Annotated in this window: 12 protein-coding genes; 2 read left to right on the top strand and 10 right to left on the bottom strand. The window is 61.9% G+C overall.

The features are described 5' to 3' along the window. Window positions 1–134 precede the first annotated feature (134 nt). From folP to hemB, 4 genes are all read right to left on the bottom strand, one after another. Entirely contained in the window at window positions 135–1,016 is an 882-nt protein-coding gene (gene folP / locus BN1724_RS06055) for a dihydropteroate synthase (RefSeq protein WP_058234635.1), read from the bottom strand. Window positions 1,017–1,419: 403 nt separating this feature from the next. After that, entirely contained in the window at window positions 1,420–1,845 is a 426-nt protein-coding gene (locus tag BN1724_RS12890; RefSeq protein ID WP_197671761.1) for a hypothetical protein, read from the bottom strand. 19 nt (window positions 1,846–1,864) lie between these two features. Continuing rightward, window positions 1,865–3,196 (bottom strand): glutamate-1-semialdehyde 2,1-aminomutase, encoded by a 1,332-nt coding sequence (hemL, locus tag BN1724_RS06045; protein ID WP_058234634.1) that lies wholly within the window; start codon window positions 3,194–3,196, stop codon window positions 1,865–1,867. Continuing rightward, a complete protein-coding gene (hemB, locus tag BN1724_RS06040; RefSeq protein ID WP_058235812.1) occupies window positions 3,193–4,200 on the bottom strand; it encodes a porphobilinogen synthase in 1,008 nt (335 codons plus the stop codon). The genes hemL and hemB overlap by 4 nt, the downstream gene beginning before the upstream one ends. A 511-nt stretch (window positions 4,201–4,711) precedes the next feature. Between hemB and BN1724_RS06035 the strand changes: the two genes are divergently transcribed. Then, on the top strand, window positions 4,712–5,323 hold the full coding sequence (locus BN1724_RS06035; RefSeq protein ID WP_058234633.1) for a TetR/AcrR family transcriptional regulator: 612 nt from the start codon (window positions 4,712–4,714) through the stop codon (window positions 5,321–5,323). A gap of 30 nt (window positions 5,324–5,353) precedes the next feature. Here the strand turns inward: BN1724_RS06035 and BN1724_RS06030 are convergent, their stop codons facing one another. After that, complete coding sequence (locus tag BN1724_RS06030; RefSeq protein ID WP_157085786.1) at window positions 5,354–6,193, bottom strand: uroporphyrinogen-III synthase; 840 nt, start codon at window positions 6,191–6,193, stop codon at window positions 5,354–5,356. A 206-nt stretch (window positions 6,194–6,399) separates the two neighbouring features. Here BN1724_RS06030 and BN1724_RS06025 point away from each other — a divergent pair, with 206 nt between their 5' ends. Then, window positions 6,400–7,857 (top strand): alanine/glycine:cation symporter family protein, encoded by a 1,458-nt coding sequence (locus tag BN1724_RS06025; RefSeq protein WP_058234631.1) that lies wholly within the window; start codon window positions 6,400–6,402, stop codon window positions 7,855–7,857. A 21-nt stretch (window positions 7,858–7,878) separates the two neighbouring features. Here the strand turns inward: BN1724_RS06025 and hemC are convergent, their stop codons facing one another. Genes hemC through hemE form a run of 5 tightly spaced genes read right to left on the bottom strand, consistent with a single transcriptional unit; the run spans window position 7,879 to window position 13,700 of the window. After that, the gene (hemC, locus tag BN1724_RS06020; RefSeq protein WP_084252810.1) at window positions 7,879–8,994 is read right to left on the bottom strand and encodes a hydroxymethylbilane synthase; all 1,116 of its coding nucleotides are present in this window, start codon (window positions 8,992–8,994) and stop codon (window positions 7,879–7,881) included. Further along, window positions 8,991–10,277, bottom strand: a complete 1,287-nt coding sequence (locus BN1724_RS06015) for a ferrochelatase (protein WP_058234630.1) — start codon at window positions 10,275–10,277, stop codon at window positions 8,991–8,993. Before BN1724_RS06015 ends, hemC begins: the two co-directional genes overlap by 4 nt. A gap of 12 nt (window positions 10,278–10,289) precedes the next feature. Further along, window positions 10,290–11,024, bottom strand: coding sequence for a hydrogen peroxide-dependent heme synthase (gene hemQ / locus BN1724_RS06010; protein WP_084252809.1), 735 nt, complete (start codon window positions 11,022–11,024; stop codon window positions 10,290–10,292). Next, entirely contained in the window at window positions 11,021–12,427 is a 1,407-nt protein-coding gene (hemG, locus tag BN1724_RS06005; protein ID WP_058234629.1) for a protoporphyrinogen oxidase, read from the bottom strand. Before hemG ends, hemQ begins: the two co-directional genes overlap by 4 nt. Continuing rightward, window positions 12,420–13,700 carry a uroporphyrinogen decarboxylase gene (hemE, locus tag BN1724_RS06000; protein WP_084253116.1) on the bottom strand — a complete coding sequence of 427 codons (1,281 nt, stop codon included), beginning with the start codon at window positions 13,698–13,700 and terminating at the stop codon, window positions 12,420–12,422. The genes hemG and hemE overlap by 8 nt, the downstream gene beginning before the upstream one ends. Between the last annotated feature and the right edge of the window lie 100 nt (window positions 13,701–13,800).

Below are 13,800 nucleotides of genomic sequence, written 5' to 3'. Positions count from 1 at the left end.
CGACCCGCTGGTAGCGCCCCTTTCCGCGGGTATATAGGGAGAGGGGCGCATCGGTGAGATTGCCAGCGCCACCTTCATAGGAACGGTTGATCGCGGGGCGGAGCACCCTCAAGTGGTGCTCCGCCCCGCGACGGCTAGCTCGCGTTATGCACGAGCGGGCCGCTGGGGGTGCGCCAACCCCGCATAATTTCGATCATCCTGGTGAACTGCAATGTTTCGGCGACATCATGAACCCTCAGGATGCGGGCGCCGCGTTCGACACACTGGCTGGCAGCGGCAAGTGACCCGATTAGCCGGTCCTCCTTGGGCAGGCTGAGGCTTTCGCCGATGAAATCTTTGCGAGACAGCGCCGCCAACATGGGGTAGCCCAGATCGGCGATCCGATCTAGTCCGCGTAAAAGCTCAAGCGTGTGCACCGTGGACTTATTGAGGTCCGGGCCCGGATCAATAATGATCCGATCAGCCGAAATTCCCGCCGCCAACGCCGTTTGGATTCGCGTCTCCAGAAAATCCCGCACCTCGGTGACGATGTCGCCGTAGACGGGGCGCGGGTAGGGCGTGCGGGGAGACGCTAGGGAGTGCGTGAGCACAATGGAGGCCCCATACTCGGCGACCACGGATGCCAGCTCAGGATCGGCCAACCCGGTGGTGTCATTAATAATGTCGGCGCCTGCCGCTAGGACACGCTGCGCCACACTGGCGTGGAACGTATCGACGGAGATCAGCACGTGTGTATCCCGGTCCCGTAAAGCCCGAACAACGGGCTCAACTCGGTCTGCTTCGTCGTCTCCGGGCAGAGGATGCCCTGGCGCAAAGGGAACCCCGCCGATATCGACGATCTGGGCGCCGGTGCATGCAGCCTTCACCGCGGCGTCGATAGCTGCCTTCAGCGCCCAGGTTTTGCCCTGGTCGTAGAACGAATCAGGGGTACGGTTAACAATCGCCATCACCGCAATAGCGTGTGTCAGATTGGGTAGTGGAAGCGGGTACGGCGAGGTAGCGGAGGCAGTGCCCATGTGTCGTATCACCTTAAGTTCATGGCAAGTTCATCCCCGGATGCTTAGCTTTGACCAGCACAGACCGTGGGAATAGGTTAGACGCGCGAGCCGGTTCACGCCCGTGTGCCACGCCTGAGGGATTCAAGCGGATGCTTACCGACGGTCGATAGCCCAGCAGAACGATACCGAAGATGTGTATCGATCCAAGGTCTGTACGAATACGGAGGATGGGGAGCTATAACGATCATTGTCGCTGGCGGGGACGGGTTCTGCGGCGCGGGGTTGATACTGAAAGCATTTCATCCCCGTTTTCGATCCGCGCAGTTCCGGGTAGGGCTCGGCAGCAGGGTGAACAAACTCTTGCGTGCCACGGTCACGTCATATTGAATCCGCAACGGCGCTTTATCGCCGGTCTCACGCTTTACCGTCGACGCCACGGCCACCGACGACCACGCTGTGAGGTTGAGTTGCGCTCATCCGCAGCGTCGGCACGCTGGTCGTGGTCGTGGTCGTGGTCGTGGTCGTGGTCGTGGTCGTGGTCGTGGTCGTGGTCGTGGTCTTCCTCCCAGATGTCCTCGTACCCGATATCGCTTTCATCGCGAGGGCGGTAGGCCCGCCGCGGCAGGCCTACCCCCTGGTGCGACTCAGTGCTCTCGGCGACAGCAGTGAGGTCGATATCCTCAGGAGCTGGAACATCGTCGGCGCGATGCGGCACGTCACAGGTCCAGTAGAAAGGACAGCCAGGGCAGCCTGCCGTGTCATCGGGGGGCAGAGCCTCGCGTTGCATCTGCACTGCGTCCAATGCCTTGTACTGGCGCAGTTTCGCTTCGTACGGATTGATCTCCATGGATAGCGGTGGACAATCCTCAGGACGATGCTGACGAGCCTGCAACGCGTCCGGCTGCCCGGGCAGCCGCAGGCAACGCGGCGACGATGCGGTCAAGAACCGAGTCATCGTGTGCGATAGAAAGGAACCAGGCTTCGTACGCGGATGGAGGCAGAGCGATACCCTGCTCCAGCATCGAATGGAAGAACGCGGCGTAGGCGCGGGTGTCTTGCTGTTGTGCATCGGAGTAGTCGCACACGTCGCCGTTTCGGAAGAATACCGAGAACAAGGTTCCCGTTGAATTCACCGTATGAGGAACCGATGCGCTGGTCAGCGCTTCAGAGATGGCTTCTTGCAGGCGCTGGGAAGCATCGCCCAGGCGGGCGTACACCGAGGCGTCAAGTGCGCGTAGCGTGGCGAGGCCCGCGGCGGTCGCCAGGGGATTGCCGGAGAGAGTTCCGGCTTGATATACCGGTCCAGCCGGGGCCAGCAGATCCATAATGTCGGCGCGTCCGCCGAAGGCGCCGACCGGCATGCCACCGCCGATCACCTTGCCAAATGTCATGAGGTCGGGTGCCCACCCTTGGCCATCTAGGCCGTACTGACCGGTGGCGGAGGCCCGGAAGCCGGTGAGGACTTCGTCGCTGATCAGAAGGGCACCGTGAGCATGGGCGATGTTGGCGAGGAAATGGTTAAACCCGATGCCGTCCTGCACGTCGGGTCGAATCACGCCCATATTGCAGGGGGCGGCTTCGGTGATGATGGCGGCGATGCGCTGGCCGTCGCGAGCGAAGGCTTCGCGCACAGCATCGCGATCGTGGTACGGGAGTACTAGGACATCTTCGGTGGTGTGCGCAGTGACGCCCGCAGAACCCGGCATTGCGAAGGTCGCCACGCCGCTGCCCGCTTCGGCGAGTAAGGCGTCGACGTGGCCGTGGTAGCAGCCTGCGAATTTTACGATCAGGTCCCGACCGGTGGCGCCGCGGGCGAGACGGATTGCGGACATGGTGGCTTCGGTCCCAGAGGAGACCATCCGAATTTTCTCCACCGGGGTGATCAGGCCTGTCACCAGTTCTGCAAGCTCAACTTCTCCCGGTTGCGGGGCGCCGAACGACAGGCCCTTTCCTGCGGCTTCCCGGACCGCATCGACCACGGCTGGATGGGCGTGCCCCAAGATGATGGGCCCCCAGGAGCAGACGAGGTCGACATAGTCGCGTCCGTCCGCGTCCGTCACGAACGCTCCGTGTGCCGAGGTGATGAACGGCGGTGTTCCCCCGACGGAGCCGAAGGCGCGCACCGGAGAGTTCACTCCCGACGGGATGACGCGACGGGCTCGCTCAAATAAGTCAGCGCTGACAGATGGTGTGCTCATGCGAATTCCTCCAGGTGGGCTGGCAAACCGTTGCGGAGCCAAGTGGCGACCTCAGCGGCGTAATACGTTAAAACTATGCTTGCACCGGCGCGGCGGAATGCGAGCAGCGACTCCAAGATGGTTCGGTCTCGGTCGATCCAGCCGTTGGCGGCTGCGGCTTCGATCATCGCGTATTCACCGGAAACCTGATAACTGCCCACGGGAACAGGCGAGATTGCACAGACGTCTTTGAGTACGTCGAGATAGGGCAGCCCGGGTTTCACCATGAGGAGGTCTGCCCCCTCGTCGAGATCGAGTGCGGTCTCGCGCAGCGCTTCGGACCCATTAGCGGGATCTTGCTGATAGGTGCGGCGGTCGCCCGTCAGCGATGAGTCCACGGCTTCTCGGAAGGGCCCGTAGAACGCGGAGGCATATTTGGCGGTGTAGGCGAAAATGCCGACGTCCTGGTGGCCTTTGGCATCGAGCGCTTGGCGCATGATGCGCACTTGGCCATCCATCATTCCGGATGGCCCGAGCAGGTGTGCGCCTGCTTCTGCTTGTACCAGGGCCATTTGCTGATAGCGCAGGAGGGTGGCGTCATTGTCTACTCGGCCGTCTTCGGTGAGCACGCCGCAATGACCGTGGTCGGTGAACTCGTCCAGGCATAGATCTGACATGAGGACGGTGGCGTCTCCGAGTTCGGAGCGCAGGCGGCGCAGAGCCACGTTCAAGATGCCGTCATCATCGGTGGCGCCACTGCCGACGGCGTCTTTGTATAACGGCACTCCGAAAAGCATGATGCCACCGACTCCGGCTTCGGTGGCGCTGACGGCTGCGCGCACGAGGGAGTCCAGTGTGTGCTGAAGGACTCCGGGCATGGAGGAGATTTCACGAGGGGCGTCGGCGCCTTCTCGGACGAACATGGGTAAGACGAGATCGGATGCACGGACCCGGTGCTCGCGCACGAGGCGTCGTAGGGCGCCGGTTGAGCGGAGCCGGCGAGGTCGGTCGATCGGCAACTGCATGGGCATGCAGTCACAGTACGCCAGGATCGTGGGGCTTCGTTGAATCCATGTGTGCGCTGCGGTGAATGCTGCGGAGAATAAAGGGCGGACGGCCTTAAGGGAATGCGGATGTCAAAGCTTGTGGTGTGGGGGTGCGGCGCAGGTGGTGGAGCCGTAGTTAAGGACATGCTGAACGCGGTAGGGTGTTGGCGCTGACTTAGCCAGTCACGCTGTGAGCTGGTCTGAAACCACGGTCGCTTCCAAAGTAGAACTTCCTCTCATAACACGGTAATCCATTGCGCAGTGATGCACATCACTATTTATGGAGATCTGAGCTGAGGTTGTTTGACCTTTGAATCATGGTGAGCGCGAGGATTCCGCCTGACGTGCCAAGACGCCGCTGCGGCGGAGTTGAACGATACGTAAAGCGTCGTGCATACGTCCCGATCTCCCCTCTAAATTTTGCACAAAACCCCAGTTCGATTGTATTGTTCGGTCGCTGTTATCCGTGATTCAGGTGCATGATTGAAACATGAGTCCCTCATCTGCCCCGAGGTCAGCGACCGCTGGCCGTATCGCGGACAGTCTGATTGAGATTGCTGTCCTGCGGGGGATGGATGCTGTCTCTGTGCGCAGCGTTGCTGATCGAGCTGAAGTATCGATCGGAGCAGTTCAGCACCATTTCCCAACAAAGCGCCACATGCTGTCCGCGGCGATGGAAAGAGTCTCCGAACTCGTTCATCTTGAATATGAGCGGATCCTGGCAGAGTGCGACGATCCCTTAGATGCCTTAATGGCGATCCTCACCGGTGCGTTAGCTGACACCGAACGGGCACGCGGCCTGGCGATAATGTGGGTTCAGTTTTCCATGCTGGCTTGCCACGACGAGGACGCGCGAGCCTGGGTGGAGCGGACCACAGAAAGAACCATTGCTGCCGTATCGGAACTTGCGACGGCGAAATATCCGCATCTTGACCGCATGCGAGAGCGAGTGCAGACACTCCTCGGTTTGGTTGGCGGCTTTACCGTGCAAAGCGCCTCCCGGTGGAACCCCCCGGGCACGCCGGTGGTCGATCTGCTGAAACATGCTATTCACGCCCTATTGGTGGAGCCTGCGACCAAGGGGCTAAAAGCTCAAGCCTGACGGCCACAACGCCCTGGTGTCAGAGCAGCCCTAGCCGTGGGCAACGACCTCGCGCACAGCGGTGGCGAGTGCGTCATCGGTCGGACGGCTCGCCATGGCTGCCACCGTGAGTCCTAGCGCCTCGGCGCTCGCCTTGGTGGCCTCGCCAATGACGATGGTGCGGATCGTCGATGCCGGACAGAGAGCGTGCAGACGTTGAGCCGCTGTGCCCGATGTCAGCACCACCGCGGAATACTCGCCCTTGCGAAGCCTATCGAGGACCGGCTGCGGTACCTCGGCGGGCACCGTGTCGTAGACATGCCGCCGGATCACCATGTAGCCCAGGGCCCTCAGCCCGTCGTGGAGCGTATACGCCGCTTTGGCAGAGGTCGGCAGAAGAACCTTCTCGTCGGGGTGAGCTGGGGGAGGGAAGACCTCGCAAAGAGCCTGAGCCGAACCGAGACCTGTCAGCGCTACGGAGAGTCCGGCCCGTTCAGCGGCCCGCGCGGTGGCCCCCCCAACTGCGGCAATGCGAGGAAGCGTCCCCATGTGGGTAGCAATCTTGCCATCGCTCCCGACCTTCCCGTGGGGAGGCTGCCACCTGTTGGGCCGAGCGAACCAAGAGAAATCCAGGGCGTCCACAGCTGTTTTACTGGTCAATGCAACCCATGCAAAACCACCGCTGGCAGCTTCACGACTCACCTTGGCCCGCTCATCCTCGGGAGCCAGCTTCAAGTCAATAAACGGACAGCTATCAGCCTGGATGTCAGCATCAGCCAGCAGTTCTCGCAACACCTCGGCCCGCCCAGCGGGGCGAGTGATCAGTACGCGTGCCTGCTCAACGCTCATTCCGCCTCCATTGTCGGGGTCAGGGTGCTGCGACGATTTCACTGTCACGCCTCATGTCGATCATAAACATTGGGTTTCGACACGCGGGATGGCGGACGGAACGTGCGCTCGGATGGCAGAATGCACAGGTCCCATCTCCTCTGTCTCCTAGGTCACATTTCGGCAGCTGCTGAGGGTAGCTGGGTGACGCGATCGTATGCGCCGCGTCGATAGCTCTGGTTATCGGCGAGGTGCGGAAAGGCGGTTCCATGCCCGAAGACACTTCATTCCTCACCCATCTCAACGACATTATCGTCGCGATTGACGGCATTGTCTGGGGGCCCTTCTTGCTCATCCCCCTGCTGCTCGGAACGGGAATTTTCCTGACCATCCGGCTCACCGGTCTGCAACTGCGCAAGCTGATTCCAGCGCTACGCCTAGCATTCGTCGATCGAACCGACGAAGGTGCTGACGACCAAGGCGAGATTTCGCAATTTCAGGCCCTGACGACCGCGCTGGCAGCCACTGTCGGGGTGGGAAACATTGTCGGTGTGGCCGGGGCGATATCAATCGGCGGCCCCGGATCGCTGTTTTGGATGTGGATGACCGGTCTCTTTGGCATGGTGACAAAGTATTCCGAAGCCTTTTTAGCGGTGCGGTTTAGAACGAAGGATGCCTCCGGTGCATATTCTGGTGGGCCGCAATACTATCTCCGCCAGGGGCTCACTCAGCATTTTGGGTGGAAGGTATTCCCGGCAATTCTGTCGGTGCTGTTCGCGATTTTCGCCATCTTAGCCTCGTTCGGTATCGGTAACACCACACAGGGCAATGCGGTCTCCACCAATATGGAAGGCACGTTCGGGATTCCAGTCTGGGTAACCGGTCTGGTAATCACCGTGTTGACCGGCATTGTTCTGATCGGCGGTATTAAAGCAATCGGTAAAGTGACCGCGGCGTTCGTACCGATCATGATCGTCTTTTATATCCTCGGCGCTACATGGATCCTGATCGCAAATGTCAGCGCTATTCCCGATGCCATTGTCCTCATTTTCACCGAAGCCTTTAGTGGCAGCGCAGCCGCCGGTGGACTTTTTGGTTCAGCCTTCCTGCTCATGATGCAGCTGGGGGTGGCGCGCGGCCTGTTCTCGAACGAATCCGGGCTCGGATCCGCACCCATTGCAGCCGCCTCTGCACGCACCTATCACCCGGTGCGCCAAGGTCTGGTATCTATGACCCAAACCTTCATCGACACCCTGGTCGTGGTGACCTTCACCGGCCTGGTGCTGGTGACCACCGGAGTGTGGAAAGAAGACATTGATAAGGGTGTCATGACCAACCATGCCTTCAGTCACGGTTTGCCCGGTGAATGGGGAGGCTACATCGTGACCATCGGACTGGTTATGTTCGCGTTCTCCACAATCCTCGGGTGGTCCTACTACGGTGAGCGCTGCGTCGAGCGTTTAATGGGGCTGCGCGCCGTGTACGTGTACCGCGTTGTTTTCACACTGATGGTGTTCGTCGGTGCGACGGTTCCCCTGGACATCGTATGGAACTTCGCCGATCTCATGAACGGCCTGATGGCGCTGCCCAACCTGATCGGTTTGCTACTGCTGTCGGGGTTGATAGCCCGTGAAACCAAGTTCTACCTCGACCGCGACCCGACACTGCGCGCAGACCGAGCAACGGTGGAGGAATTCATGGGCGAAAGCAGCGCCTCACGACGATAGGACGGACCCTGCCGCGGGTTCTTAAGGGTGCAAGGCCTCTGCCGCGGCCTTGAGGATGGCATCGGCACCGGCTTCGAGCAGGGCATCGGCGCATTGGATACCCAACTCAGCCGCAGTCTTTTCAGCCGAAAAAGACGATAAGTCCTCGGGTAGTGCCCCCGACACAGATCTATCGACAATCTGAGAGCCATCCGCCGAGATCACCAGTGCTCGCAGGTGCAGCGTCGGGCACGGCTGAGCGGTGATATGGGCGTACGCGGCCACGGGGGCGGCGCATCCTGCTTCGAGACGGCGCAGCACCATACGCTCAGCAAGCGTTGCGTGCCGACTGGCTAGGTCATCCTGGGCGCGCAACAACTGGGCAAACCAAGCTGCGCCCTCCCCAAGCCGCGGGGTGAGCGCCACCAGCGGATGCCCGTCCAGATAGCCGCCGTCCGAACTTGGCAACTGTGAGCTGGGGGATCCAAAATCGTGGGCCCGGCACTCAATAGCCAAGGCACCCTGAGCGGGGGCCGGAACCATCGCATCGGGTGAAAACACCTCGCCGATAGCCGCGGTGCGTTCAGCTCTCCGCAAACCAGCCGCCGCCAACACAATTGCATCGAACGAGCCACCGGTTACTAAGCCAAGACGCGTATCAATATTGCCGCGCACCCCGTGGACCGAAAGATCCGGTCGGATCCGCAAAAGCTGGGCAGCTCGGCGCGGTGAACCCGTTCCCACTCGAGCCCCGCCAGGAAGGTCATTGAGCGACTCGCCATTGCGGGTGCACAGCACATCGGAAGGGTCTTCGCGTTGCGGCACACACGCCAGTGCAATACCGTCCGGGGGAGCAGTGGGCAGATCTTTCATCGAGTGAACGACGACATCGACCTCGCCATCTAACAGCGCTTGGCGCACCGCGGTCACAAACACACCGGTGCCACCGATCGACGTCAGAGCACTCGTGCGGTCCTTGTCCCCGTGTGTACTGATCGGAACCAGCTCAAATGGGCACCCCAAGGACATCGCAAACTGTTCTGACTGCGCGAGCGCGAGCAAAGACCCGCGGGTTCCCACCCGTAGACGCGGATAGTCACCGTGACCACCGGTCAGCGACCCCCCGGTGTGAGCAGTCGCCTGCGGATTGGTGCTCATGCAGACTCCTGCTCAGCCCGGGCACAGTCCTCATCTGAGTCAATGCCCGAGGTGGTGGGTCTAATCGTCCTGCCTGGACAGCAGCGACGGCCGCAGACGTCAGGGGTCATACCAAAGTCGGTCAACGCTGCGCGGGGCCGCGCCGGATCCAGGCGTTCTTCAATCAGGTCAACGAGCGCGGTAATGAAACGCGGATCGTGACCCGCGGTCGCCACCCGACGGAAGGTGAGCCCGTGTTCCTCAGCAGCCTCACGAGCCTCCTTATCCAGGTCCCAAATCACCTCGACATGATCGGTAACAAACCCGATCGGAGCGACCACGATGCCTCGGCACACGTCATCCGAAGCGCTGATCTCCTCGATCACATCGACGATGTCGGGCTCCAGCCACGGAACCTGAGGTGGGCCAGACCGGGACTGGTAGGCGAGTTGCCACCTGAGCAACGGCCCCGATGCGGTCTGCTGGTCGGGGTCATCCATTAAGTCGGTGACCGCGATATCTCGACGCTGTGCGATGGCCCCTGCGACGTATCGGCAGGCTGCCAAGTGCTGCTCGACGTACCACCCGCCGGAACCGCGCTCATGCGTATCCTCCGGACCAGAGGTGTCGGCCATGGTGAGCGGGATGGAATGCGTGGTGAAGACGACCCGGATCTCCGGCAGCGTTAAGCCCTCATCGAGCAGCGAGGTGAGCGCATCGTCCACCCCGTCGACCACCGGATCCAAGAAACCCGGAACGTTGAAATAGGTGCGGATCTTATCGATCGTCATCTCACCATCGCGGCCACTATCGCGCAGGATGGTCCCGAAATCCTCCCGATATTGCCGGCAGGACGAATAGGACGAATATGCGGAGGTTGCGATGCCAAGGATATGGCGTTTGCCCTGCGCATACAGCTCGTCTACGGCGTCACGCATAAAAGGATGCCAGTTCCGGTTACCCCAGACAACGGGTAGCTCAATCCCACGGCGATCCAGCTCCGCCCGCAAGTCGCGCAACAATTCGCGGTTCTGGTCGTTGATTGGGGACTGGCCATCCATGGCCTGGTAGTGGTGGCTGACTTCCTCCAGCCGCTCTTCCGGGATGCCCCGACCGCGCGTCACATTGCGCAGGAACGGCATAACGTCCTCAGGTTTTTCCGGACCTCCGAAAGACGCGAGCAAAATCCCGTCGAAAGCACGGTGTTGGCCTCGGCGGGTGTGGTTATCGTCAATCGGCTGGTCGGACTCTAACGGCTGGGTGGAGTCTGTCGGTGCGGGCGCAGTGTGGTCAGTCAAGGGCATCCGGGAGGGCCTTCAGTTCATCAGATCGGCAGCGGTGGCGGGAGTGACGCGGCGGCCCGCATAGAAGGGCAGCTCGTCACGGACATGCAGGCGCGCCTTAGAGTAACGCAGATGCCGCATCATATCGACCAGTTCGTGGAGATGATCAGCTTCAAAAGAAAGCAGCCACTCGTAGTCGCCCAGGGCAAACGCGGCCACCGTGTTGGCGTGAACCTGCGGAAAATCGCGGCCGAGCATGCCGTGCTCACGCAGCATCTCGCGGCGCTCATCCTCGGGCAGAAGATACCAGTCATAGGAGCGCACGAACGGGTAGACCGTGATCCACTCCTTCGGAGTGCGCCGATCATCGAGGAAAGCGGGGGCGTGATCCTTAGAGAACTCAGCCTGGCGATGCACACCCATGGCTGCCCACGTGCGGCTGAGGCGGCCGGGCATAAGCGCACGGAAATCGCGTCCCGCCTGCTGCAATGCGGCTGGATTCTCGGCGTGCATCCAGGTCATAATGTCGCCGTCTGCCCGGAAATCCGACACATCGTACAGGCCGCGGACCACAACTCCGCGCTGTTCCTGATCAGCAATGAATTTCTCGAGGGACGCGGTGAGCTCAGCGGTATCAACCGGGGCCTTAGCGCCGTGGCACTGGGTCTTGGTGTACACCATGTAGGCGGCGTACCGGATGACATCTTCTCCCTCACCGCTCAGGTGCGGCGCCGGGTGCGAAGGGGTGGAATGCGGGTGCGCGGTCATAACTGTCCTTCCATGGTGCGAGCGAGACGTCGCGTGAATCCGGTGATAGCGGCGAGACCGGTTCCGCTGCGCCACGCGCCGACAATATTTAAGCCGGGGGTTTCACGCAGAGCGGTCTCGACGTCCTCGAGCGCAGCCTGGTGACCCGCTCGGGCTTGAGATAGTGCGCGTTCCCACGTGATGACTTCGTGGGCGCGCAGCTGTGACCGGTCCAAGGGCACCCCGAGAATCCGGGATGCATCGGCGAGGGCCAGATCGGGGAAAAGTTCCGGGGCTGGCAACGGTCCGCCTGAGCGACCGTAAGACAAGCGCACAATTTCCCGCTGACCAGCTGCGTCGCGCAGATGTGGCCATTTGGCGGTGGCATGGGTGAGCGCTTTAGCCTGCACACCGGTGGTTTCAGCGGCGATCAGAACCCCGTTGCCGCGGGGCCTGGCGCGCAGCGCCGGAGCATCCAGCACTAAGGTGACCAGTCGGACCGGTGAGGGAGGGGCGACGGGGATCAGCTCGGCCACCGCCGGGTTCACCCCGCGCACGAGCTCCCGGGTCACTTCTCCCGGGGCCGCTAGCACCACGTGATCGGCGGTGAACTCCTGCTGATCTGGACCTGAGCTGACGCGATAAGTCCCATCGGGTAGACGGACCAGGCCGGTGACCGGGGAGTTGGTGAGAATGACACCGCCGCGGTCGGTGATCTGCTGGGCCAGGGTGCGGGGCAGAAGCTCCATGCTGGGGCGCAGGGAGGACACAGCGGCGCCGGATGCTTTACGGGAGGGACGCAGATGTGCCACGGCTCGGGCGAGGGAACCGGTGCGGCGGGTCGCGTCCGGGAGTTTGGGGGCGATGGCGGCCAGTTCCAGCAGATTGGGATCTGTGGCGTGAACCCCACCGATTACCGGTTCAACGAGCCGTGTGAGCACTCGGCGTCCCATTCGGGTGCGCACATAATCGCCCAGAGTTGTGCCTTCGCGCAGGGCATAAGAGCCGGGTAGGAGGGCATCTCCGATCGCTGCGCGCAAAGCTGAGGGCCAGCCGATGATCCGGCGGACATCCGGGGCCAGCGGATTCGCGGGGATGCCGAGGTACCCGGCGGCTGGCAGCGGCGCGGCTCCACCTCGGGTCACCACCCAGCTTCCGGACGGGCACGGCTCGACGATGTGTTCGCTGAGGCCGAGGTCGCCCAGGAGCTCGCGCACGGTGCCACCCGCGGTCGCAAACGCTTCGGCGCCTGTGTTGAGCTCAAGGCCGTCGAGTTCATGCGCGCCGATGGCTCCGCCGCAGACGGAGGCGGCTTCGAGGACGGTCACCTGGCACCCGGTTTGCTGGGCTTGCCAGGCGTAGAGCAACCCAGAGATTCCTCCGCCGATCACAAGTGTTCGACGGGCGGTGGTGGTGTCATTCATGGGTATGCCCATTCTGTGAGGCTGTTGCGTCTGGACCGTAGGGACGCAGCGAATGGATATAGGCGACGAGGTCGGTGAGGACCTGCGGGTCGGTATGGGGTGGCACGCCGTGGCCGAGGTTCACCACATGCCCGGCTGCCGCCGATCCGGCGTCCACCACTTCACGAGTATGGGCGAAACGTGCATCTTCGGTGGCGAATAAGCAGGCCGGGTCGAGGTTTCCTTGCACCGCTGTATTTGGCCCGAGGATGGCGAGTGCATCGCGCAGGTGTAAACGATGATCAACCCCCACCACGTCGGCTCCTACCGCACGCATGGGCTGAAGTAAATGGCCTGCTCCCACTCCGAAATGAACTTTGGGCACGGGAAGGTCGGCGACGTGCGCGAAAACCCGGGCGGTGTGCGGGGCGACGTGCCGCACATACTGTTCGCGCGAAAGATTCCCGGCCCAGGAGTCGAATACCTGGACGGCACTGGCGCCGGCAAGAACCTGGGCTCGCAGGAAACGCCCGGAGAGGTCAGCAACCCAGGATGCGAGCCGATCCCACAGCTCGGGGTCAGAAAACATGAGGCTGCGGGTGCGCAGGTGGTCCCGACTCGGTCCGCCCTCGACGAGGTAGGACGCGATGGTAAATGGTGCGCCGCAAAACCCGATCAGGGGAGTGGTACCGAGCTCTTTAGTCGTCAGGCGCACGGCGTCGCGAATCGGGTCAAACGCAGCGTCAAGAGCGTCATTGCCGCTGACAGCAGGCAGAGCATTAATGTCTGCTTCCGCGCGCAACGGATGCTCAACCACCGGTCCAACGCCGGGCTGGATCTCGACCCCGAGTCCAGCTAAACGCACCGGCACCACAATGTCGGAGAAGAAAATACCGGCGTCAACCTGATGCCGCCTCACTGGTTGGACGGTGATCTCCGCGACCAGTTCGGGCATCAAACAGGCATCGAGCATGGCGATACCTTCGCGCGCTTTCCGGTATTCCGGCAGGGATCTGCCCGCTTGGCGCATAAACCAGACGCTGGGTGGAGCATCGCTGACCTGAGAGCCCTGTCCGCGATAGCGCGCGAGCAACGGGGAGTTGGCGGGGCCTTTCTCAGCACCCTGGCACAGAGGGTGTGAGGCTGGCAGAAAAGCGTCGGGACTTACAAGACCCTCTGGGGAGGTTGGGGTGTGGGAAGGTGCTGGGGCGGCTTCATCGCCGGTGGACCGGCCACCCAACTGATCTGACGGGGCGTCACTAAAAATGGGGGATGACGTGCTGCTTCGACTCATGATGGCCCCATTGTGCCCCATCTCTCTGGATGTCTCAGACTCTTGCCTGCCACAGCGATGTGGGGCTTATCACCCGGCGTAGGGATCTTCCGGGACCGCC

The sequence above is a fragment of the Devriesea agamarum genome, assembly GCF_900070355.1.
In the GTDB taxonomy this organism is placed as follows: domain Bacteria; phylum Actinomycetota; class Actinomycetes; order Actinomycetales; family Dermabacteraceae; genus Devriesea; species Devriesea agamarum.
Note: the sequence above shows the minus strand (reverse complement) of the source record. Positions and strands in the feature narration are given on the sequence as shown.